The organism is Paenibacillus allorhizoplanae (assembly GCF_927798215.1).
Taxonomy (GTDB): domain Bacteria; phylum Bacillota; class Bacilli; order Paenibacillales; family NBRC-103111; genus Paenibacillus_E; species Paenibacillus_E allorhizoplanae.
In genome coordinates, this window is sequence record NZ_CAKMMW010000003.1 from 436,270 (window position 1) to 458,307 (window position 22,038).

Here is a 22,038-nt window from a genome sequence, read left to right on the forward strand (position 1 = left end):
TTATCGATCTATTTTAATGAATCACAGGCAATTCAATAATAAATTTCGTACCTACGCCAACTTCACTCTCAACGCGAATCGTGCCTTTATGCATTTCCACTAAATGCTTAACGATGGATAACCCTAGTCCTGTACCGCCTGAGCTTCGGGAGCGCGCTTTATCCACCCGATAAAACCGTTCAAAAATACGCGGCAAATCCTTCTTCGGAATTCCCATCCCCGTATCCGAGACAATGATGCGCAGTCGCTCATAATCCCCGTCAGCATTGGTCTCCAGAGGTTCTACACGAAGCCTGACTTTCCCGCCATCTTGCGTATAGGCAATGCCATTGGACAGCAAATTGATGATAATTTGTCGCAACCGATCCTCGTCCGCTTCAATATACATATCATCCTCAACCGTCATACTGAGCTCAATATGCTTCTTCTCGGCTTCTTTTCGCAATACACTAAGTGATCTATCTACAAATTCAGGCAAATAAACAGGAGAGAAATTCATCGGAATTCGCTTCGATTCAATCTTCGAAAGTTCTAGAATATCCCCAATCAATCGGTTCAACCGTTCACTCTCATCAAAAATGATTTGCAGAAACGATACCGCCGTTTCCTTATCGTTCAACGCGCCTGCCAGCAGCGTCTCCGCAAAGCCCTTAACTGCCGCAATGGGCGTTTTCAACTCATGGGAAACATTCGCCACGAATTCACTGCGCATTCGCTCTAATCTGCGAACTGCCGTGATATCGTGCAGGACGATAAGCACGCCTGACCATTCTTCATCTTCATGTGCAATAGGACTCAAATGAATATCCAAGATACGCTCAGCTGGGTAATAGAACATCATCTCGTCCGAAATCGGTTCCTGAAGCTCAATGCATTCTTGAATCATCTTGGTAAAATCATATTGCTGCTTTGCTTCATTATATTTCTTCCCTAATAGCTCTTGGGATGAGAAGCCCAGAATAGCTTCAGCTGAAGGATTGAGCAGCATAATCCGCTCTTCGCGGTCAATCATCATGATGCCGCTCATCATATTTTCCATGACGCCTTGCAGTCTGCGTTCATTTTCTTGGATGCGCGCCATTTGACCTTGCAAGCTTTCAGACATACGATTAATAGCCTGTCCAAGCTGCCCTACCTCATCATTCCGATAAGCAGGGACACGAGATTCATAATTCAAATTCGTGATTTGCTGCGCTACTTTCGTCATCCGCTCGATCGGACGTGTAATTCCTTTAGCAATGCGATAACTGACAATACCTGCAATAACAAAGAGGATCGCGAGTCCTGAAACAAGGAAATACCAGAGACTGCGAATGGATTTATCTACTTGAGCTAAGCTCAACGAAATACGTAAATACCCCATTGTCACTTTGGCTTCATTTTTTACCGGAATAGCGGCATACAGCATGTTCTCCTTTAGCGTGTCACTATACCGTGTCGTATAACCAATTCCATCTTTAGCCGCTGCCGCGATTTCCGGTCTTGTTAAATGATTGTCCATCTGCTCTGGCAGTTGGTCGGAGTCACCGAGAACTTTGCCGTCAGCACGTACATACGTCAATCGCTCCGTTGTCGCGTCTTTGAGCCGGTGGGCCTGCGCCGTATAATACTTAATCAACTCCGCGTCCGTCCCTTGATAATCCCATACACCACTGGAAGCAATCACATGAAGCTCTCGCTCCATATTTTCTTGTAATGAATTCACATGTGAACTCTCGAGAACCTTTGCCATGAAAATACCGGCAACCAACATCGAGCATCCAATTAATAAGATTAAAATCAGGGTTAACTTTGCACGAAATTTCGTCATGGATGCATGAACCTCCAACAGGGTTGTGTGCCGATGTAGTCTATAACATATAGAAAAAGGGCTACTCTAAATAGTAACCCTAATTTCTACAGCTAATCCAGTATTTTTTTTGTAAAGGTGATCCCGAGCCAATTATTATTTGAAAACGGGCTCTTTCAGAGCTGCCAATTTTTCTAACGAGTTCTTCTCTACATCTGCATGTAGACTGTTGCCATGTGAATCCATCGTCACGATCGCAGCGAAGCCTTCTGTTTCCAGATGCCACATCGCTTCTGGAATACCGAATTCTAGATAATCAACGCCTTCAACCTTTTTGAAGCATTGTGCGTAGTACTGTGCAGCACCACCAATGGCATTCAAGTATACACCGCCGTGATCTTTCAACGCCGCTAGCGTTTTCGGCCCCATGCCGCCTTTACCAATAACCGCGCGAATACCGAACTTTTTAATAATTTCGCCTTGGTAAGGCTCCTCACGAATACTCGTTGTCGGCCCAGCCGCCTTCACGTGCCACTCACCCGCATCATCCTTAGCCATAACCGGACCGCAGTGATAAATAGCTGCGCCATTCAGATCGATTGGTGCATCGTGATCCATCAAATATTTGTGCAAGGCATCGCGTCCAGTGTGCATTGTCCCATTAATAACTACGACATCACCGACCTTCAAGCTGCGAATTTGCTCTTCCGAAATTGGAGTCGTCAACACGATCTCGCGACGCTCTTCTTGTGGCGTGTTTCTAGCTTCTTCCGCACTTGCTTCGAAAGCCTCTTGGAAAGAAACCTCAACACCTCGTGGGTAAGACCAGCCATTGATTTCGCCTGTTTCCGCATTCAAAATCACACCTTGGCGACGGAACGCCCAACAGTTATACGCCACAGAAACGAAGAAGCTAGCTGGCAAACGGTTCATCACTCCCACTTTACAACCAAGCAAAGTAACTTGACCGCCAAAGCCCATCGTCCCAATCCCTAGCGTGTTTGCATGCTCCATCACGTACTCTTCAACCTTACGAAGGTCTGGATGTGGGTTTACATCGTCAACATGACGGAACAATTGATGCTTCGCAAGCTCGTAACCGCTTGTCCGATCGCCACCGATGCCAACACCAATAAAGCCTGCGCTGCAACCTTGACCTTGTGCTTGATAGACCGCGTGCATAACGCACTTGCGAATCCCATCGAGGTCACGACCTGCTTTGCCTACACCTTCCAGATCAGCTGGTAGGCTATATTGAATATTTTTGTTCTCGCATCCGCCGCCTTTGAGAATGAGCTTCACTTCCACATCGTCGCGTTCCCATTGCTCAAAATGAATAACTGGTGTTCCTGGCCCGAGGTTATCCCCGCTATTAGCACCCGTAAGTGAATCTACGGAATTCGTCCGAAGTTTAGAAGCTTTCGTCGCATTCGCAACGGCTTCAAGAATATGTTTCTTCATAACAATTTGGTTTGCCCCAACTGGACAGTGTATAATAAACGTTGGCATTCCTGTATCCTGACAAATCGGGGATACATTCGTTTCCGCCATATGAATGTTATCAGCAATTCGGGATAGCGACAACGCGGAACGCGTGCCATTGTCCTCTTTTATTTGTGCAGCCTGTACCGCACGACGAACATCACCAGGAAGATTCGTGGATGTTTCTACAATTAAATCATACACACTTTGATAAAAATGTTGCATAACGCTTTCTAGCTCCTCTCAATTACCCGCATAATCGTAAAGAATATAAACCATTATACCATACCTCATAGGAACAGTTCGACGGTTCTTGTGAGCAAAACAAGGAGATTCACTGACATGTATAAACGGATTGCGATTTCGATTCTCGTTAGTCTACTAGGGCTTACGCTTTTGCTAACCCCTTTGCAGGCTGAACGGTCCGAGACCATTTACTTCCAAGATCAGGTTGCCGTCCTGATGTATCATCACATCCATGACACCGATACAAGCTCAAGTACAATCACAAGTGCGCTATTTCAGAATCAGTTAACAACTCTGCTCAGCAAAGGCTATCATTTTATTTCATTAGATGAGTTTAAAATGTATTTGACAGGCTCAACGGTTCCATCGAACGCGGTGCTGGTCACTTTTGATGATGGGTATCAAAGCTTCTTTACAGGAGCTTATCCGATTCTCAAAAGCTTACGCATACCCGCTGTCAACTTCGTCATCACAACGGATTTAGCGAACCCCTTGGCCTCCTATATTCCGTCGATGTCCAAGGAGCAAATCAGCGAAATGACGCATACGACGAATTTCATCGACATCGGCTGCCACACGGACAACCTTCACCACAAGCTCCCGAGTGGAGAAGCCGCGCTTGTAGGCAGACTTGATGGAGAGAACGCGGATGCTTATCAGCAGCGCGTTTTCTCGGATGCGCAAGCCTGCATCGGCAAGCTTGCACCGCTCACGGATAACAAGCCGCTCGACGCGATGGCGTACCCGTACGGCATCACATCGCCTGCGGCGACGGAACAAGTGAAGAAGGCAGGCATCCGCTACGCCTTCACGATCTCGCCCGAGATGGCGACGCGCAGCGCCGATCACATGTTGATCCCGCGGATCAACGCGGGCAGCCCGAACATCACGCCGGAGCTGCTGCTGCGCTCGATCCAGCGCCGTGTTCAGGCGCAGCGTGACAGTGCGCCGCTGCGCTTGGACGCCGCCGCTGCCATCTCGCAGCTCGGCGGCAGCGCCACGGCTGAAGGCGGAGCGCTTCGCCTCCGCCTCGGGCAACAGGCATTCACCCTGCAGGTGAATGCCAAGACCGCAACGCGCGGCAGCGACACGCGCGTCCGGTTGCGGGAGCCCGTGCTGCGTGAGCACGGGAAGGTCACGATCGCGCTTGATGATCTGCAAGCGCTGATCGGGCAATCGCTCGTCTATACCCCGGCCACCGGTAAGATGGCTGAACGGGTGTCGCCGAGCGTGAAATAGACACAACTAGATGCTGTTCCATAAGTAGATATTTCTACTTTAGGACAGCATTTTTTGTGCAATCTTTTTAGCTTTCAAGACGAGTCTCAGAGGTAACGTAGATACCTATTTAGTTGAAATGGACTTAAACTAAGATGCAAGAGGAGCGGTATCTTACGGAACAGTCCCTTCCTTCCCACTCGCCAAACTGATTTGTTGACTTCAAATTGGCGAAGTGATATACCTGTTAGGTACCATAAATTGCGGAATGTTTGCGGTCCGTTTTCAGGAGGAAATTATTCACTTATGAATCATCACTTTTTCGCTTACTTATATCGTCTCAAATATATTGACCGCTGGAGTCTCATGTGGAACATGCGCCGCGAGAACGTAGCCGAGCATTCCTTCTACGTAGCTTCGATCGCGCACATGCTGTGCACCATCTCCAACGAAGTCTACGGTGGGAATGTCCCGACCGACCGCGTCGTCTCTATCGCATTGTTCCACGATGCCTCCGAGGTGCTGACGGGTGACATCCCTCAGCCCGTGAAACACAACAACGAGCAAATTCTGCGGAATTTCCGCGAGATTGAAGACGTCGCCGTAGAACGGCTGATAGGCACAATCCCACCAGCGCTCAGCAACATCTATCGTGGCCTCATTCAAGATCCTGACCCTGAGCTCTACCGTTGGGTAAAGGCCGCTGATCTAATCGAAGCCTATATCAAATGCTTAACAGAGCTTTCTACCGGCAACCGCGAGTTTGTTGTTGCTAAGCAGCAAGTGCTCGACAGCTTGAAAAAGATGAACATGCCGGAAGTCGATTACTTCTTGGAGCATATGAGTGCCTCCTTCGAGAAAACGTTGGATGAGATCACGTTGGATATCGCGGACCCGAGCTAATTTCAGTTTCATACTCGAATAACTGGAAACCTCCAGCTATATTCACCTAATTCACCTCATTCGCTAAATAATTATTCAGCAAATATCATCAACAAAGAACCCCTTACACCGCATGTTCCATGCGATATAAGAGGTTCTTTTTGTATCTTTATCGACTACGCCAAAATTTGGGGATTTGTCATAATCACAATAGCTAAGATAACCGCGATAGCAGCGATCCAGCTGAATGTTTTAATTTTCGCAGCATCAGCTGCTGTACTTTTACCTGCTGCACTGTTCGCTCTCAATTTCTTGATGCGGCCACCGATCATTCCTGTAACTGCCCCCACAATTACGAGTAAAATGATAGCGAGTGCCATCCATAAACCAGAGAAACTACCTTCGCTAACCATTGCTCCTCCAGAGATGAAGGTAACAATCAATGAAAACTGACCAATTCGGTTAAGCGTAGATAGTAATCCCATGAAGCTTTCTTGTCCTGCGCCGGATAAGCTAGCAGCTCGTCCTACAATGAAAGGGAAAACAACATAAGATCCAAGCAATAAAGCACTAATTACGTGTAAAAAAAGCATTACATGTTGCACTGATTCTGGCATTAAGTCGACCTCCGCAATTTTAATTAGAATCGTTCTCTTTTAGTATACAGAATCGGAATGTGGGTAACAAGAAAGCGATGTCAAAATTCTTACAAATTCACCATATCTCCATAAAACTGTGACTAAATAAGTAGAAAACAACCCCTACTCTCCCTGCGGAAGCCTTCGAACAGTGACATAGAATGACCTTTCGATCCTCTATTGTCCATTCATCCGGAGGCTTCCGTACAGGAAGCTGGCGTTGTTCTACCTTCGTTTAATCTTATGGGCTTAAGGCAACGGCTCTGCTGCTACATTTGCAATCGTCACAGCTTCCGTGAATTTATTCGTTGTATTCTGTCTAATCCGCATGCTCGCTGCTCCAGATGCGGTCGTATTGATTTGGACACTGACAATCTTCTCTGCGTGCCCGCTAGCATTCGCTGTCATCGAGAAGCTCGTGCTATATCCATAGGCAGCTGGCCATGAGCCATCACTATTCTGTACCTTCGCCACTTGCGTTCCAGAACCATTGTAAATCCCTAGATTATAACCAGTGGTTGTCGAATTCGCAGCTAACCCGTTCATAATAATCTTTACTTGGAATACGTAATGATTCGGCAGCTGAGCTTGATGAACGAAAGCAAAGGGGTCTGTTGTATTCGTAGACGAAGCAACTCCATACGATCCTACTTTAAATGTCGTTGGATCATACCACTTATACCCTGCTGCTGGTGCTGCCCATGGCTCCGCTTGCGGCTCCGTCGTGTTAGCCGGCTGTTCCCATGTGAATAGCGTGGTCGCCGTGTCTAAAGTCAATCCTGACACCTGCGTCAAACTCGTGTAGCTCTCTTTGGTAGCTAACCAATTGACCATATTGACGAGCAAGGTTGCGTCATTCTGCTCCTGAAAACCGGCATATGTCGTTTTCGTATCGCCTGTTTCCTCTCGCTTATATTTCGGTGTTGCATCCTCAACAGGCGATGAATCACCAATAAAGCCCGCTTTACCAGCGCTGACTTTGGAAACGGCCACATACGGTCCTTCCGCTACGCCTCCGCCATTGTATACGCCTTGATCCACAGCACTCGCCCATTTCGTCGTTGTCGCCGGCAAATACACGATACCTTTTGCTTTGTTAGGGTCGGTAATCGCTAAGGTAGAACCTGCGTGCATAGCCACGGTGGAAACTCCGCTTGTTATGCCAAACCCCTGCGCACCGCTCACCATATTATTCGCCGTGATATCACCTAGCGCATTGTATCGGAAACGTACACCGAAGTTCGTCGATAACCAGTCTGAGCTTGCTACTCCTGACATCGCTGCCGAAGTTGCCTCTGCGGTACTCATCCCTAAGGCAGGATTCGTCCAAGCCCCTCGGCGATAGCCATTGAATACCTCTGAAGCGTCCCAGCGGTTCTTATTCCGATCTGCATTGTAATGATCGCCAATGAAGAAAATGCTACCGCCTGCTTGCACGTACTGCAGCATAGCGCTTTGTTCTGTGGTTTTATATGGAATATTAGCTTCCCCTATAACGAATACATCATAAGCAGATAAGTCCGAAAGTGTAATTGCTGTGCTTTTACGTAATTCCTTCACATAGTAACCGGCGTTTCCTAACGCATTTGCGAAATCAGAGAAAGCCCCATCGATTACCCAATCTGCCGCTCCTGCAGTTTGACCATGGGTATTATCAAACAAGACCTTTTTTCCATTAGGGGATGCAGGTGTAATCGATGGTGCTGGATCATTTGGTCCTTCCGCCCATGCTTGCGGTACGACGCTTACCAATGTACTAAATATTGCCGCGGTAACCCACAATCTTCGCAAGCCTTTCTTGCTAAACCAACTTCTTCTCAACATTAATTCCCACCATCCTATGGAATAATTAACCAATGTAATTTGGCTATACATATCGTATCATAGGCCATGCTCATGGGATAGATTCTGGAAATTAATTTACAAAAACAACAACTTTTTGTGCATCATTACAAAAAAAGGCCAGCCCCCTAAAACCTAGGAGACTGGCCTCTCATTTATTAACCTGCCACTACTTTAATGACGTTACGTACAGATTCAGCTGTTTTGTCCAATGCAGATCGTTCAGCGTCTGTCAATTCGATGTCCATAATTTTCTCGATGCCGTTAGCACCCAGAACTGTGAGAACACCCATGAACAGGTTGTTATAGCCGTACTCGCCTTCAAGCAGCGCGATTGTTGGAATGATTCGCTTCTTATCTTTCAGGATGGCTTCCGTCATTTGCACAAGAGAAGCCGCTGGTGCGTAGTATGCACTACCGTTACCAAGCAGGTTAACGATTTCGCCGCCGCCAGTACGTGTACGTTGAACGATGGCTTCGATGCGATCAGCTGCGATCAGCTTCTCAATAGGCACCCCGCCAGCGTATGTGTAACGCACGAGTGGTACCATGTCATCGCCATGTCCACCGATAACAACCCCCTTCACATCCTCAACGGATACGTTCAACTCTTGCGAGATAAACGTCAGATAACGGGCTGTATCAAGTACACCGGATTGACCGATAACGCGATTTTTCGGGAAACCTAGCGCCTGGTAAGCGACGTAAGTCATCGCATCAACAGGGTTACTCAAAATAATCACGATGGAATCAGGAGCAACTTCCTTCACGTTCTCACATACGGATTTCACGATACCCGCATTTGTGTTAACAAGATCGTCGCGGCTCATCCCTGGTTTCCGAGCAATCCCTGCCGTGATGATGACAATGTCAGAACCAGCTGCATCCGCATAACTGGATGTACCTGTGATTTGAGCGTCAAAGCCTTGCACTGGACCTGCCTCAAGCATGTCAAGTGCTTTCCCCTTTGTAGGGTTTTCTAATTGCGGAATATCGAGTAAAACAACGTCACCAAGTTCTTTTTGAGCTAGCATTAGAGCAGTAGTAGCACCTGTGAAACCCGCGCCAACAACGGTAATTTTATTACGACGAATAGCCATTTAAAATGTACCTCCTCATAATCTTTTGTCTAACTCAACGATAGGTATGAATTAAGCCATGTTTTTGATGATTTCGTTCGCGAACTCGGAGCACTTAATTTCTTTCGCGCCTTCCATCAAACGTGCGAAGTCATAAGTAACAGTTTTGTTGTTGATGGATGTTTCCAAGCCTTTGTAGATCAGCTCAGCTGCTTCCAACCAACCAAGGTGCTCAAGCAACATAACGCCGGAAAGGATTACGGAACCTGGGTTAACAACATCAAGACCAGCGTATTTAGGAGCTGTACCGTGAGTTGCTTCGAAGATTGCATGACCAGTCAAGTAGTTGATGTTAGCTCCTGGAGCGATACCGATACCACCAACTTGTGCAGCAAGTGCATCAGACAGGTAGTCACCGTTCAAGTTCAATGTAGCGATTACGTCGAAATCAGTTGGACGTGTCAATACTTGTTGAAGCGCGATGTCAGCGATAGCATCTTTTACGATAATTTTGCCAGCAGCTTCTGCATCTTTTTGTGCTTTGTTTGCAGCTTCTGCGCCTTCTGCTTCTTTAATACGATCGTATTGTGCCCATGTAAATGTTTTATCAGCATATTCACGCTCAGCCAACTCATAACCCCAGTTTTTGAACGCGCCTTCTGTGAATTTCATGATGTTACCTTTGTGAACCAATGTTAATGTTTTGCGGCCATGTTTGATTGCGTACTCGATAGCTGCGCGAACCAAACGCTCTGTACCTTCGGAGGATACTGGTTTAACACCGATACCTGAAGTTTCAGGGAAACGGATTTTGTTAACACCCATTTCGTTTTGCAAGAAGGAGATTACTTTCTTAACTGCTTCAGATCCAGCTTCCCACTCGATACCTGCGTAGATATCTTCTGTGTTTTCACGGAAAATAACCATGTCAACCAACTCAGGGCGTTTAACTGGGGATGGTACGCCATCGAAGTAACGAACTGGACGGGAACATACGTAAAGATCAAGCTCTTGACGAAGTGCCACGTTCAGGGAACGGATACCGCCACCGATTGGTGTAGTTAGAGGTCCTTTGATGGAAACGATGTATTCTTTCATAGCTGTTAACGTATCGTTAGGCAACCAGCTGTTAAATTTGTTGAATGCTTTCTCACCAGCGTATACTTCGTACCAAGCGATTTTCTTTTCGCCTTTGTATGCTTTCTCTACTGCAGCATCTAGAACGCGTACGGAAGCTGCCCAGATGTCAGGACCTGTACCGTCACCCTCGATAAAAGGGATAATTGGATTGTTAGGGACTTGAAGTACACCGTTTTCGATCGTGATTTTTTGTCCTTCTGTTGGAAGTTCGTAAGCTTCGAATTGTGGCATGATAATAGTTCCTCCTCAAATTTGTATGAAAATGATTTCTTTTCTATATGTTGTGCATAACTAGGCACACAAAAAGTGACGGGAGTCGCAGTACTCCCCCAGATGACCTAGGGATGGGTACCGAACTGCCCGCACCTTGAGCTTAATGCATGAACAATTAGCGTTGGCCAATTGGGATATATTTTTGGTTAACTGGACCTGTGTACTCAGCGCGAGGACGGATCAAGCGGTTGTTCTCGTACTGCTCAAGAATATGAGCTGCCCAACCGGATGTACGGCTGATCGCGAAGATCGGCGTGAACAAGTCACGTGGAATTTCTAGCGTTGTGTATACGGATGCCGAGTAGAAGTCAACGTTCGGTTTCAAACCTTTAAGACCTGTTACCAACTCGTCTGCTTTAATGGACATTTCGTACCATTTCAGGTTGCCCGTCAATTTACCAAGCTCATAGGACATTTTTTGCAAGTGCTTTGCACGTGGATCGCCGTTTTTGTATACGCGGTGACCAAAGCCCATGATTTTGTCCTTGCGCTCTAATTTACCGTTAATGTAAGGAACAACGTTCTCAACAGTACCGATCTCTTCCAGCATAACCATTACCGCTTCGTTAGCACCACCGTGAAGAGGTCCTTTGAGTGTGCCGATTGCGGAAGTAATACCTGAGTAGATATCTGTCAATGTTGCTACAGTTACGCGCGCAGCGAATGTGGATGCATTCAACTCGTGGTCAGCATGAAGTACTAATGCTTTGTCCAAAGCTTCGATTGCAACTTTATCCGGCTCGTTACCCGTCAGTTGGAACAAGAAGTTAGCAGCTACAGAAGAATATCCTGGGGAAGCTACTGGCTCTTTGCCTTCACGAATACGTGCGAACGCCGCGATAATAGCAGGGATTTGCGCTTGCAATTTGATGGCTTTACGCACATTGGATTCCGAACTTGAATCATTTGCTTCGGCATCATACAGGGCAAGTGCAGACACTGCTGTACGAAGTGCAGCCATGGAATTCACATCTTTCGGGAAGGCACGAATAAGATCAATTACCGCGTCTGGTACTTTGCTGTATGCGTTCAGGTCGCTTTGCAATTTCTCAAGTTCAGCTTGAGTAGGCAATTTACCGAACCAAAGTAAGTAAATAACTTCTTCAAAAGTCGCATTTTCTGCGAGGTCATCAATATCAATCCCGCGATACGTAAGCACACCATCTACAATGGAGCTGATCGACGAGGTTGTGGCTACAATTCCTTCTAAACCTTTGGTTGCAGACATGGGAATCTCTCCTTAGCTACTCTATTAGCATAATATTGCTGTTTTCTACTCTTAATAATAAAGTATTTTACTTGGTAAGTGAACAAAAGAGGTCATAGAAGTAAATTATCACTACCATAGAAATTCTTTTTGGCGGAATTTTCACACCATTTTTCGTACACAGGTTCTAAACACACGATACAAGTTTTTGTTAATTTCCTCGAATTATGCAGTGTTCGCGGAAAAATTTGTAGACCTTGTGCGAGATTGATACAATGTAAGGAATGAATCCGTGAATTGAGTTAAAAAGGAGCGACATAATGAGCAACCTTGCAACTAGGATTGGCATCATCGATATCGGATCCAACTCCATCCGACTTGTCATTTATGAAATAAATGCCCATGGAGCTTATCGCGTTGTAAGTGAGCATAAAGATTCCGCAAGACTTAGCGAACGCATGGGTCCTGATGGCATCTTACATAACAAAGATATTATTTCAATCGTTCCTATCTTAACCCACTATGCCAGGTTATGCCAGTCTCAATTTGTTACAACTGTTCGAGCCGTTGCTACTGCTGCAGTTCGGAACGCTGCCAACACATCAGAAATCGTACGCATTCTCGAGGAACAAACAGGGCTCACGATTGAGGTTCTGAGCGGCTTTGAGGAGGCTCGCTATGGTTATTTAGGCGTCATTAACTCCATGGATATCCGCAATGGCATGATTATTGATATCGGTGGCGGAAGCACGGAGGTATCTTTAGTAAAGGATCGGAAGTTAGTTCAAAGTGTCTCTTTTCCTTTTGGAGCCGTGAATACCACTCGTCAATTTATGAAGGGCGCTAATCTAACAGATTCCGAAATCAGCGATATTCGCAAGATGGTGAACGAAGCGTTAGCTTCTCAACCATGGATTATGCAATCCCCTAATCTTCCAATGATCGGACTAGGCGGGACGATCCGTACACTTGGTAAAATGAGCCGCAAGCGAAATAATTACCCGCTTCAGCTGGCTCACAATTATGTCATGAAGCCAGGTGAGGTGCAGGAATTTTCATTGCAGTTATCCACAATAACTATTGAGAAACGGAAGAAAATCGATGGCCTCGCCAAAGAACGAGCTGATATCATGGTACCTGGCCTGCTTATTCTAGAGACGATCTTCGAAGCCGCGAAATCCTCATCTTGTCTCATCAGCGGATCTGGTTTACGTGACGGACTTTTCTTTGAAACCTATAATCCGAAGCAACCCGTGAAAGCTGACGTATTGGAAGCCAGCATTCAGAATATATTGGCACTTCACCCAAATGCAGCTACCACGCATGTCCGGCATATTGATACCTTTGCTATGCAACTGTACGACGCGCTGGCGCCATCGACAGATCTGGAAGCACGCGGCAGGTTGATGCTGCACACAGCTGCTCTTTTGTACCGAATTGGTGTGAGTGTCCATTACTACCAATACTTGAAGCACACCGAATACATGATTCAAGAAGCGCATATTGACGGCCTCAGTCATCGTGAGATTGTCATTGCCTCTCTGATCGCAACATTCAAAACAAAAAATCGGACCCAGCAGCAGGCACTTGTATACAAGGACCTATTACTGGAATCCGATGTTACCTTAATCATTAAGCTTGGTACGATCCTTAAGCTTGCCATGGCTATGGATGCCAGCGAGACACAACCCATTCTTGCAGCCATCAGGATCCAGCGCAATGATACTTCCATGAATCTTAATCTGCTTTGTGCGCATAACCCTTATTTGGAACTCAAGGAGCTTAACGCATTCACCAAAGATTTCGATAAAATCTGGGGTATTAAGCTTAAGATTCAAACCGAAGTTTTTTCCATGAAGTAATCCGCATCGCCTCGAACTGGCTCCGATAAGGGGTCAGTTCATTTTTTATGCGCGTATACATGCCATTGGGCATCAGCTCTCGCGCTTTGACATTATCATGGAGTGTCACGTTTAGAATTTGAATCATCATTTTCTTCATATCTCGGTCCAAAACCGGGCACATCAACTCAATTCGCCGAGTTAAATTACGCGTCATCCAATCTGCTGAAGATAGATAGACATCGACATATCCCCCATTTTCGAAATAGTAAATCCGTGAATGTTCCAGGAATCGGTCTACAATACTCCGAACGGTAATATTCTCACTTAGACCAGGCACACCTGGCCTCAAGCAGCAGACACCTCGAATGATGAGTTCGATCTTCACACCAGCTTGTGACGCTGCGTATAACGCATCCACCATTTCTTGATTCGATAGGGAGTTCATTTTCGCAATAATTCGAGCTGGACGACCGGCTTTAGCATGCTCCGATTCACGTGCGATGAGCTCAAATAACTTATCTTTCAAGTCCGTTGGCGCGACAGCAAAGGATTGCCAATCGTGAGGGGCAGAATAGCCCGTAATTTCGTTGAAAAGCGCAGAAGCATCTTCTCCAATCACACTGTTGGACGTGAACAAGCCTACATCTGTATAGAGCCGCGCCGTACTGTCATTATAGTTACCTGTTCCAACATGAACATAACGTCGAAGCGTATGTTCTTCCTGACGAACGACAAGTGTGATTTTGGCATGCGTTTTGAGTCCTACTAGTCCGTAAACGACGTGGCAGCCCGATTTCTCCAGCATTCTCGCCCAGGCTATATTCCGCTCTTCATCGAACCTTGCCTTCAGTTCGACAACTACCGTCACTTGTTTACCGGATTCTGCCGCTCTAGCCAATGCCTGAATAATCGGCGATTTACCACTCGCCCTGTATAAGGTCATTTTGATGGCCAATACGTGAGGATCATAAGCGGCATGAACGATAAAGTCCGTCACTGCATCAAACGTCTCATACGGATGGTGAACGAGGACATCTTTCATTTTGAGAATATTAAAAAAGTCCGCCGAATCTGCTGTGTCTTCAAACTCAATAGGATATTTGGCAACAATGCGTGGATAACGTAGATTATCGAACCCATTCAATGTGTTGGCAAGCTTCATAAAATAGGTGATATCCAAAGGGCCATCGATCTCAAATATTTGTTCCTCGATCTCAAATTCATCCTGTAATTGTGCTAACGCATAAGGATGAATCCCCTCTTGTACCTCTAACCTCACGGGTGAGCCCCAACGTCTGCGTCTAAGCTCCTTTTCGATCTCTTCCAGTAAATCCTCCGCGCCTTCTTCATTAAGCGTTAGATCCGCATTACGCGTGACACGGAACCCATGCACAGAAATCGGTGTATACCCGCTGAATAGCGATTGAATGTGATGCTCAATCAGTTCCTCAAGCAGAATAAATTCTGTCTTTTTACTATTGGAACGGGTAGGAACAGGTATGCAGCGAGCTAAATTACTAGGAATTTGGACGATTGCAAAATAAGGCTCCTCATCCAAATCTTCGCCTTCGCGTACAAGTAAAACGGCCAAATATAACGACTGATTATGTACAAGTGGAAAAGGACGGCTTTGATCGACTGCCATCGGCGTCAATACAGGAAATATAATGTCATGATAGTAGGCATCCATGGCCTTTTTCTGAGACGTGTTTAGATCCTCATACTCGGTAAATACAATGCCTTCCTTCGTCAAAAGCCGCGTCACTTCTCGATATGTCTTGTACTGCTCTGTCACCATTTTCGCCGTGCGCTTCATAATGCGTTTAATGAGGCCTGCCGGTGTGTAGCCGGTGAAATCCTTTTTGGTATAGCCAGCCTTAATCTGATCCTTGAGTCCTGCGACACGAACACTCATGAATTCATCGAGGTTGCTCGATACGATCGACAGAAATTTCACACGCTCTAGCAATGGTGTACTCGCATCCTGCGCTTCCTCAAGCACACGCCAATTGAACTCGATCCAGCTCAAATCACGATTTAAGTACTTGGTTGAAATCTCTTTGACTTCTTTGACTTCTTTGAGTTCTTTAACGTCCTTTAGTTCTGGTTCGCGCGCAATACTCATAAATCCTCCAGTATTTTTCCATTTTTAGTGACCTAATATCTCCATTGTACTATGCGGCTTAGTGGGGCGACAATCCAATACCCTGTATTTCAATATATTAAGATTTTGTAAAGATCATGATATTTCCGTATTTATCCATGTTCATGTTACAATATAAATGACTTGAAACAAGGAGTGATTCCTACCATGGGTATCCTAAATCCGCGACTGGTTCACCAAATTTTCAGAGGCATATGGGTGGCCATAATTCTCTTCTTAGCAGCCATTGCCTTTTACTATATCGTTCCACTCATTTACCCATTTATTTTTGGTTGGATTATCGCACTTATGCTCAACCCGCTAGTTAATTTCTTTCAATTCAAATTAAAGCTGCCAAGGTGGCTGTCTGTCTCGTTATCCATGCTCTTATTTTTAGGTGCGATGGTTACGATTATTACTTTGCTTGTAGCTAATATTGTCGTGGAACTTGGCTCCCTTGCGGATACGATTCAACTTCAAATCAACCGATGGGTCGAGGAATTCAATGTGTTCATTAATTCAGTCACTTTCCAGCAATGGATTGAACGTGTGAATGAGTTTTTTGAAAATAATCCAAAATATCAGGAGACAGTTAACACCAATCTCTCCTCGACTGCCGGCTCTATTGCCGACGTTAGTAAATTGGTCATCACCTATACTTTTGCCGCACTCAAAGCTTTCCTGACATCTCTACCTAATATAGCGACGATCACGATCATCGTCATGTTGGCCACTTTTTTCATCAGTAAAGACTGGTACGGGCTCATCAAACGCTATAAGGGCATCTTCTCTGACATGATTGTTAAAACGACTAAATTGATCCGAACGGATCTACAGAAAGCCTTGTTCGGCTATATGAGAGCTCAGTTGATTCTCGTTTCACTTACTGCACTCGTCGTGATCATCGGTTTGCTTATTCTCCGTGTTGATTATGCGATTACCATCGGCTTATTAACCGGTTTAGCAGACCTGATGCCGTATCTGGGAACAGGTGCCGTGATGGTACCATGGATCCTCTATGTTTTCTTCGCTCAAGGTAATATCGTGCTTGGTATTGGACTCAGTGTCCTGTATGGCGTTATTGTGATCGCGCGGCAAATCATGGAGCCCAAGGTATTAGCCTCCTCAGTCGGGCTGGATCCACTTGCTACGCTTATTGCGATGTTTGTAGGGTTAAAACTTTTCGGGCTGCTGGGACTCATCGTCGGACCTGTCTCCCTTATCCTAATAACCGCCTTCTATCGGGCAAGAATCTTCCATGATATAGCAGCTTACATACACAAAGGCTCGGCACCTCCTGAATAGGAGGATGACCGAGCCTTTCGTTTACTCGTTACTTATCTGCGATTGATGATGTGCATATTGCCTTTGCCAATTTGCTTGCGAATGATGGCCAGCAGTAATACTTTGAAAATCGGTCTTGTGTAAGGAAAGACGAGCAGGAAACCTAGAATATCCGTAATGAACCCAGGTGTAATGAGCAAAATTCCTCCAAGGAAAATACAGATACCATCAAGGATTTGCTGCGCTGGCAGCTGACCCTGCGACCACTCGAACTTCGCATATTCCATCACCTTGCGCCCCTCGCGCTTCGCAAAGTAAGCACCTAAGAAACCGCTCGCTATGATTAACAGGAAGGTCATCCAACCTCCGACTAGATGTCCAAGCATGATTAACATAGTAATTTCTACGGCAGGAACGAGAATAAAAATAGCGATAATCCATCGAAACATAGGTTTAGCCTCCGTCTTCAGTATACTTCGCAATAAGCTGCCACAATTCTGGCGCTTCCTTTTCTATACGTACTGGCCTCCAAGAAGGATTCACCCAAACATGACCAGATGTTCCTGTCACCAATATTTCTTCGGTGAAATCGTCGTTTATTCTCCGAATTTCATACGCAAATTGCATCCGAACGCTGCTTATTTGTGATACGCATGTATAGATACCCACGAGATCATCGTATCGCGCTGGTTTTTTGAACTTGAGATCCGCTTCTGTAACGGGAAGCAAGAGTCCCATTTCCTCTATTTTGCGATAGGGATAACCTAGGGATCGTATAAGCTCTGTACGGCCGATTTCGAACCAAGTCAAATAATTGGCATGGTACACAACCCCCATTTGATCCGTCTCTTGATAACGCACACGCAGCTGTTGTTGGTGCCACCGTTGCTGAGTCATGATACATCCTCCCGCTATGACTTTGTAAATCCATTATAACATAGGTAGCATGTGAGTCTTAAATGCTGCTGTGAGGCGCGTTTGGGTTCTGTTATTCCTTTTTCAGTTCGTGTCATTGGATAAATACATTAAATACTCTATTTTAGCCCTCTCTTTTAAGCTAAACATTGGATTTATCCATTGGATGAGCCCTATCTTGGTCTGAATATGCCCTTTTTCTGATATTTGATTGGATTTATCCATTCAAATCCCTTTTTTGGCCATTTATAATGGCTTCCCATTGGAAAAGTCCAATGGGTTCAAAGTTTAAAAGTTCGAGGTTAGTTTAGAGTAGATGAGGCATGAAAATTCCTAAATCATGTTTAGTAGAATCAAAACAACGCAAAAAAGAGTGAAGCAAGAATACTCTCGCTTCACTCTTCATTATCTCTTTTCTTACAGAACGCTCGCTTGACCTGAGTAGATAACGCCTACTTCTGGGTAAATGGAAACTTCTGTACCGTCTTTAATTAATTCAACGGCATTTTCTACACCTACGATGACTGGAATCCCAAGGCTTAGTGCAACGACTGCCGCGTGAGACGTGATGCCGCCCACTTCGGTAATCAAAGCAGAGGCTCGTTGAACAGCCGGCATGTACTCTTTATCTGTTGAAACTGTTACAAGCACAGCGCCGTCTACCATTTTGGCGTTAGCTTCTTCAGGTGTGCGCGCCGTTACAACCGTACCCGTAGCCGTTTGCATCCCGATGCCTGTCCCTTTGGCAATCATCTCACCAACGTGATGAACCTTGATTAGGTTCGTTGTTCCAGAGCGGCCTACTGGCACGCCTGCTGTGATGACAACGATATCGCCAAGGGAAACGATTCCTGTTTTGATGGAGCTGTCTACCGCTAGATTGAATAGCTCATCTGTTGTTTTCGCTTGTGTACCCAACACCGGAATAACACCCCAAACAAGGGATAAACGACGAATCACTTGCTCGCTTGGTGTAACAGCGATAATTGGGGATTTTGGACGGTATTTGGATACCATACGCGCTGTGTAACCACTTTCTGTTGCCGTTAGAATCGCTTTCGCACCTAGCTCTAATGCGGAGTTTGCTACTGCTTGCGAGATCGCTTCTGTTACAGTTACTTGTTGCGCTTGTGCTTGACGAAGGAAAATCTCTTTATATTCCAAAGCCGCTTCTGCACGCTCAGCAATACGAGCCATCGTTTCAACGGATTCAACTGGGTATTTCCCAGCTGCTGTCTCACCGGACAACATCACCGCATCTGTTCCGTCGAATACCGCATTCGCTACGTCACTTGCTTCCGCACGTGTAGGACGCGGGTTACGTTGCATGGAATCGAGCATCATTGTAGCCGTAATAACCGGTTTACCAACGATGTTACATTTTTTGATCATTTGTTTTTGAACAACTGGTACGTCTTCAGCAGGAATTTCAACGCCAAGATCTCCACGAGCAACCATCAAACCGTCGGAAACTTCAAGAATTTCGTCAAGGTTGTCAACGCCTTCTTGGTTTTCGATTTTGGAGATGATTTGGATATGCGAAGCGTTGTGACGCTCCAACAATTCACGAATTTCCATGACATCACTTGCTTTACGCACGAAAGAAGCTGCGATGAAATCTACACCTTGTTCGATACCGAACACGATATCATTCGCATCTTTTTCTGTGATACCTGGAAGGCTGATTTTCACACCTGGTACGTTAACACCTTTTTTACTCTTGATCGTTCCGCCATTGACGATACGGCATTCGATCTCAGTTCCACGAATATCAACAACCGTAAGACCGATTAAACCATCATCGATCAGAATCGTTGATCCGACTTTAACGTCACGCGGCAGATCCGAATACGTAACTGAAATACGGTCTGTATCCCCAAGAATTTCTTCGGTTGTCAAAATAATATGCTTGTCCTGAACAAGCTCAATTGGCTCTTCTTTTAGCTTACCTGTACGGATTTCCGGTCCTTTGGTATCAAGCAAAATAGCAGCTACTTTACCAGTCTCGGCGGATGCAGCGCGAAGGTTGCGGATACGTGCACCGTGCTCTTCAAAATCTCCGTGGGAGAAGTTAAGACGAGCTACGTTCATGCCCGCTTCTAGAAGCTTTTTAAGATTTTCTTGTGATTCGCTTGCTGGTCCAATCGTACAGACAATTTTGGTTTTACGCATGGTTACTGTTACCCTCCTGAGTGAATGTGAACCGACCGATATCTCTAAATTTCCGGTAACGGTCCTCGAGCAGCTCCTGTTCGTTCAAACTTAGCAGTTGCTGAAGCTGTTCCCAGATCGCTGATTTAATATGTTCGGCTTGTGTTGGTAAATCCCGGTGAGCGCCGCCCTTGGGCTCCGGTATGATTCCATCGATGACACCGAGTTCAAGGATGTGATCAGCCGTAATTTTCATAGCTTCTGCCGCGTGTAATGCTTTAGAAGCATCTTTATAAAGAATCGAAGCCGCGCCTTCGGGACTAATAACCGAATAGATCGCGTTCTCCAACATTAACACCTTATTACCTAAACCTAATGCAAGAGCGCCGCCACTGCCGCCCTCTCCGATAACGATACAAATGATCGGCACACGAAAAGAGGCCATTTCCAGTAGATTTCTGGCAATCGCTTCTCCTTGACCGCGTTCTTCCGCAGCATTCCCAGGGAATGCCCCTTTGGTATCAATAAATGTCACAATGGGACGCTTAAATTTGTTAGCTTGACGCATCAAACGCAGCGCTTTACGGAACCCTTCAGGGTGCGGACATCCGAAATTACGCGCGATATTGTCCTTCGTATCTTTCCCTTTTTGGTGACCAACAACCGTCACGGGTACCCCGTTCAGTTTCGCCAGTCCACCAACGATAGCTAGATCATCACCATATAAGCGATCACCATGAAACTCAATGAAATCCGTAAAAATTGTGTTAATATAATCGATCGTCGTCGGTCTTTGCGGATGACGTGCTAATTGCATTTTCTCCGCAGACGTCATCGTTGTATACAGTTCATCCTCTAATTGCGCATATCTTTCTTCCAAACGGCGAATTTCCTCTGAAAAGTCGATTTGCTTTTCTGCCCCAAATTTACGCAGCTCCGCAATTTTGCTTTTTAGTTCCGCCAGTGGCTGTTCAAACGGCATTTCACCCGCCATAAGTCGCCTCCTCCTTCGTTCCATGCATGTCGAGCAGCTTAATTAACGTCGGTCTCATATCCTTGCGGCAGACGACCTTGTCGAGCTGACCATGCTCGAGATTGAATTCAGATGTTTGGAAATTATCCGGAAGCTTCTGCTTAATCGTTTGCTCGATAACACGGCGGCCCGTAAAACCAAACGAAGCAGCCGGTTCTGCAATAATAATATCGCCAAGCATCGCAAAGCTCGCCGAAACCCCGCCGAATGTCGGATCGGTAATAATAGATATGAATAATCCGCCATCCTCGCTGAGCTTGGACAATGCTGCACTCGTTTTGGCCATTTGCATAAGGCTAAGAATACTTTCTTGCATACGTGCGCCACCAGATGTGGAATAAATGAGAATCGGAAGCTTTTTCTCAATCGCAATTTCGACGGCTCTCGTCATTTTTTCACCGACAACGGAACCTAGCGAGCCTCCCATAAAATCAAAGCTCATCGCCGCAACGATAACCGGAAATCCGCCAATTGTTCCTTGACCCGTCATAATCGCATCTTGAAGTTTCGTAGCGTTCTTGGCTTTGTCCAATTTCTCGACATAATCAGGAAACTGCAATGGATCTTCGGAGATCATATCCGCATCAAATTCTACAAATTGACCTTCATCGAGCGTAAGTTGGATTCGTTCAGATGCGCTTAAACGATAATGATAACCGCAAGACGTACACACTTTTAGATTCTTCTCAAGCTCTTTGCTTGTTTGAATCGTGCCACACTTCGGACATTTATTCATTAAACCCTCAGGAATATCCCTTTTCGTTCTCTCGGAAGGAATCGTTGCATATTTTCGCTTTTGAAATAAATCCTTTAGCACATTTCCACCTCTACTTGGCTATGATCTATATTCCCTGACAAGCCACGTTTCTTAG

The 22,038-nt window shown here is 45.7% G+C and carries 17 protein-coding genes; 4 read left to right on the top strand and 13 right to left on the bottom strand.

What is annotated here, in order from left to right:
• Positions 1 to 13: 13 nt before the first annotated feature.
• A complete protein-coding gene (pnpS, locus tag L6I86_RS08050; protein ID WP_236286039.1) occupies positions 14 to 1,810 on the bottom strand; it encodes a two-component system histidine kinase PnpS in 1,797 nt (598 codons plus the stop codon).
• A 135-nt stretch (positions 1,811 to 1,945) separates the two neighbouring features.
• Complete coding sequence (locus L6I86_RS08055; protein WP_236286040.1) at positions 1,946 to 3,496, bottom strand: fumarate hydratase; 1,551 nt, start codon at positions 3,494 to 3,496, stop codon at positions 1,946 to 1,948.
• Between the two features lie 117 nt (positions 3,497 to 3,613).
• Between L6I86_RS08055 and L6I86_RS08060 the strand changes: the two genes are divergently transcribed.
• Entirely contained in the window at positions 3,614 to 4,756 is a 1,143-nt protein-coding gene (locus L6I86_RS08060) for a polysaccharide deacetylase family protein (protein ID WP_236286041.1), read from the top strand.
• A 285-nt stretch (positions 4,757 to 5,041) separates the two neighbouring features.
• Entirely contained in the window at positions 5,042 to 5,638 is a 597-nt protein-coding gene (yfbR, locus tag L6I86_RS08065; protein ID WP_056624026.1) for a 5'-deoxynucleotidase, read from the top strand.
• A gap of 155 nt (positions 5,639 to 5,793) precedes the next feature.
• Here the strand turns inward: yfbR and L6I86_RS08070 are convergent, their stop codons facing one another.
• From L6I86_RS08070 to citZ, 5 genes are all read right to left on the bottom strand, one after another.
• On the bottom strand, positions 5,794 to 6,234 hold the full coding sequence (locus L6I86_RS08070; RefSeq protein ID WP_236286042.1) for a hypothetical protein: 441 nt from the start codon (positions 6,232 to 6,234) through the stop codon (positions 5,794 to 5,796).
• A gap of 270 nt (positions 6,235 to 6,504) precedes the next feature.
• Positions 6,505 to 8,079 carry a DNA-binding protein gene (locus L6I86_RS08075; protein ID WP_236286043.1) on the bottom strand — a complete coding sequence of 525 codons (1,575 nt, stop codon included), beginning with the start codon at positions 8,077 to 8,079 and terminating at the stop codon, positions 6,505 to 6,507.
• Between the two features lie 176 nt (positions 8,080 to 8,255).
• Positions 8,256 to 9,197, bottom strand: coding sequence for a malate dehydrogenase (gene mdh / locus L6I86_RS08080; RefSeq protein WP_236286046.1), 942 nt, complete (start codon positions 9,195 to 9,197; stop codon positions 8,256 to 8,258).
• A gap of 51 nt (positions 9,198 to 9,248) precedes the next feature.
• A complete protein-coding gene (gene icd / locus L6I86_RS08085) occupies positions 9,249 to 10,547 on the bottom strand; it encodes an NADP-dependent isocitrate dehydrogenase (protein ID WP_236286047.1) in 1,299 nt (432 codons plus the stop codon).
• A gap of 157 nt (positions 10,548 to 10,704) precedes the next feature.
• The gene (gene citZ / locus L6I86_RS08090; protein WP_056624039.1) at positions 10,705 to 11,817 is read right to left on the bottom strand and encodes a citrate synthase; all 1,113 of its coding nucleotides are present in this window, start codon (positions 11,815 to 11,817) and stop codon (positions 10,705 to 10,707) included.
• Between the two features lie 299 nt (positions 11,818 to 12,116).
• On the opposite strand from citZ, the gene L6I86_RS08095 reads away from it, so the two are divergent.
• The gene (locus L6I86_RS08095; RefSeq protein WP_236286049.1) at positions 12,117 to 13,658 is read left to right on the top strand and encodes a Ppx/GppA phosphatase family protein; all 1,542 of its coding nucleotides are present in this window, start codon (positions 12,117 to 12,119) and stop codon (positions 13,656 to 13,658) included.
• Here the strand turns inward: L6I86_RS08095 and L6I86_RS08100 are convergent.
• A complete protein-coding gene (locus tag L6I86_RS08100; RefSeq protein ID WP_236286051.1) occupies positions 13,624 to 15,765 on the bottom strand; it encodes an RNA degradosome polyphosphate kinase in 2,142 nt (713 codons plus the stop codon). The genes L6I86_RS08095 and L6I86_RS08100 overlap by 35 nt on opposite strands.
• Positions 15,766 to 15,951: 186 nt before the next feature.
• On the opposite strand from L6I86_RS08100, the gene ytvI reads away from it, so the two are divergent.
• Positions 15,952 to 17,088, top strand: coding sequence for a sporulation integral membrane protein YtvI (gene ytvI / locus L6I86_RS08105; RefSeq protein ID WP_236286055.1), 1,137 nt, complete (start codon positions 15,952 to 15,954; stop codon positions 17,086 to 17,088).
• Between the two features lie 32 nt (positions 17,089 to 17,120).
• Here the strand turns inward: ytvI and L6I86_RS08110 are convergent, their stop codons facing one another.
• The 5 genes from L6I86_RS08110 to accD all read right to left on the bottom strand — a co-directional run bounded on the left by L6I86_RS08110 (position 17,121) and on the right by accD (position 21,983).
• Complete coding sequence (locus L6I86_RS08110; protein WP_236286057.1) at positions 17,121 to 17,516, bottom strand: FxsA family protein; 396 nt, start codon at positions 17,514 to 17,516, stop codon at positions 17,121 to 17,123.
• 4 nt (positions 17,517 to 17,520) lie between these two features.
• Positions 17,521 to 17,964, bottom strand: a complete 444-nt coding sequence (locus L6I86_RS08115; RefSeq protein ID WP_236286059.1) for an acyl-CoA thioesterase — start codon at positions 17,962 to 17,964, stop codon at positions 17,521 to 17,523.
• Positions 17,965 to 18,399: 435 nt separating this feature from the next.
• Complete coding sequence (gene pyk, locus L6I86_RS08120; protein ID WP_236286061.1) at positions 18,400 to 20,154, bottom strand: pyruvate kinase; 1,755 nt, start codon at positions 20,152 to 20,154, stop codon at positions 18,400 to 18,402.
• The gene (locus L6I86_RS08125; RefSeq protein ID WP_056624060.1) at positions 20,147 to 21,127 is read right to left on the bottom strand and encodes an acetyl-CoA carboxylase carboxyltransferase subunit alpha; all 981 of its coding nucleotides are present in this window, start codon (positions 21,125 to 21,127) and stop codon (positions 20,147 to 20,149) included. The genes pyk and L6I86_RS08125 overlap by 8 nt, the downstream gene beginning before the upstream one ends.
• The gene (accD, locus tag L6I86_RS08130) at positions 21,117 to 21,983 is read right to left on the bottom strand and encodes an acetyl-CoA carboxylase, carboxyltransferase subunit beta (RefSeq protein ID WP_056624064.1); all 867 of its coding nucleotides are present in this window, start codon (positions 21,981 to 21,983) and stop codon (positions 21,117 to 21,119) included. Before accD ends, L6I86_RS08125 begins: the two co-directional genes overlap by 11 nt.
• Between the last annotated feature and the right edge of the window lie 55 nt (positions 21,984 to 22,038).

What these genes read in the sequence shown, in the direction of transcription:
- pnpS (WP_236286039.1), bottom strand. Translation starts at nt 1,810, where the DNA reads ATGACGAAATTTCGTGCAAAGTTAACCCTGATTTTAATCTTATTAATT.
- citZ (WP_056624039.1), bottom strand. Translation starts at nt 11,817, where the DNA reads ATGTCTGCAACCAAAGGTTTAGAAGGAATTGTAGCCACAACCTCGTCG.
- ytvI (WP_236286055.1), top strand. Translation starts at nt 15,952, where the DNA reads ATGGGTATCCTAAATCCGCGACTGGTTCACCAAATTTTCAGAGGCATA.
- L6I86_RS08095 (WP_236286049.1), top strand. Translation starts at nt 12,117, where the DNA reads ATGAGCAACCTTGCAACTAGGATTGGCATCATCGATATCGGATCCAAC.
- L6I86_RS08075 (WP_236286043.1), bottom strand. Translation starts at nt 8,079, where the DNA reads ATGTTGAGAAGAAGTTGGTTTAGCAAGAAAGGCTTGCGAAGATTGTGG.
- L6I86_RS08100 (WP_236286051.1), bottom strand. Translation starts at nt 15,765, where the DNA reads ATGAGTATTGCGCGCGAACCAGAACTAAAGGACGTTAAAGAACTCAAA.
- L6I86_RS08055 (WP_236286040.1), bottom strand. Translation starts at nt 3,496, where the DNA reads ATGCAACATTTTTATCAAAGTGTGTATGATTTAATTGTAGAAACATCC.
- pyk (WP_236286061.1), bottom strand. Translation starts at nt 20,154, where the DNA reads ATGCGTAAAACCAAAATTGTCTGTACGATTGGACCAGCAAGCGAATCA.
- icd (WP_236286047.1), bottom strand. Translation starts at nt 10,547, where the DNA reads ATGCCACAATTCGAAGCTTACGAACTTCCAACAGAAGGACAAAAAATC.
- mdh (WP_236286046.1), bottom strand. Translation starts at nt 9,197, where the DNA reads ATGGCTATTCGTCGTAATAAAATTACCGTTGTTGGCGCGGGTTTCACA.
- L6I86_RS08125 (WP_056624060.1), bottom strand. Translation starts at nt 21,127, where the DNA reads ATGGCGGGTGAAATGCCGTTTGAACAGCCACTGGCGGAACTAAAAAGC.
- L6I86_RS08115 (WP_236286059.1), bottom strand. Translation starts at nt 17,964, where the DNA reads ATGACTCAGCAACGGTGGCACCAACAACAGCTGCGTGTGCGTTATCAA.
- L6I86_RS08070 (WP_236286042.1), bottom strand. Translation starts at nt 6,234, where the DNA reads ATGCCAGAATCAGTGCAACATGTAATGCTTTTTTTACACGTAATTAGT.
- L6I86_RS08060 (WP_236286041.1), top strand. Translation starts at nt 3,614, where the DNA reads ATGTATAAACGGATTGCGATTTCGATTCTCGTTAGTCTACTAGGGCTT.
- L6I86_RS08110 (WP_236286057.1), bottom strand. Translation starts at nt 17,516, where the DNA reads ATGTTTCGATGGATTATCGCTATTTTTATTCTCGTTCCTGCCGTAGAA.
- yfbR (WP_056624026.1), top strand. Translation starts at nt 5,042, where the DNA reads ATGAATCATCACTTTTTCGCTTACTTATATCGTCTCAAATATATTGAC.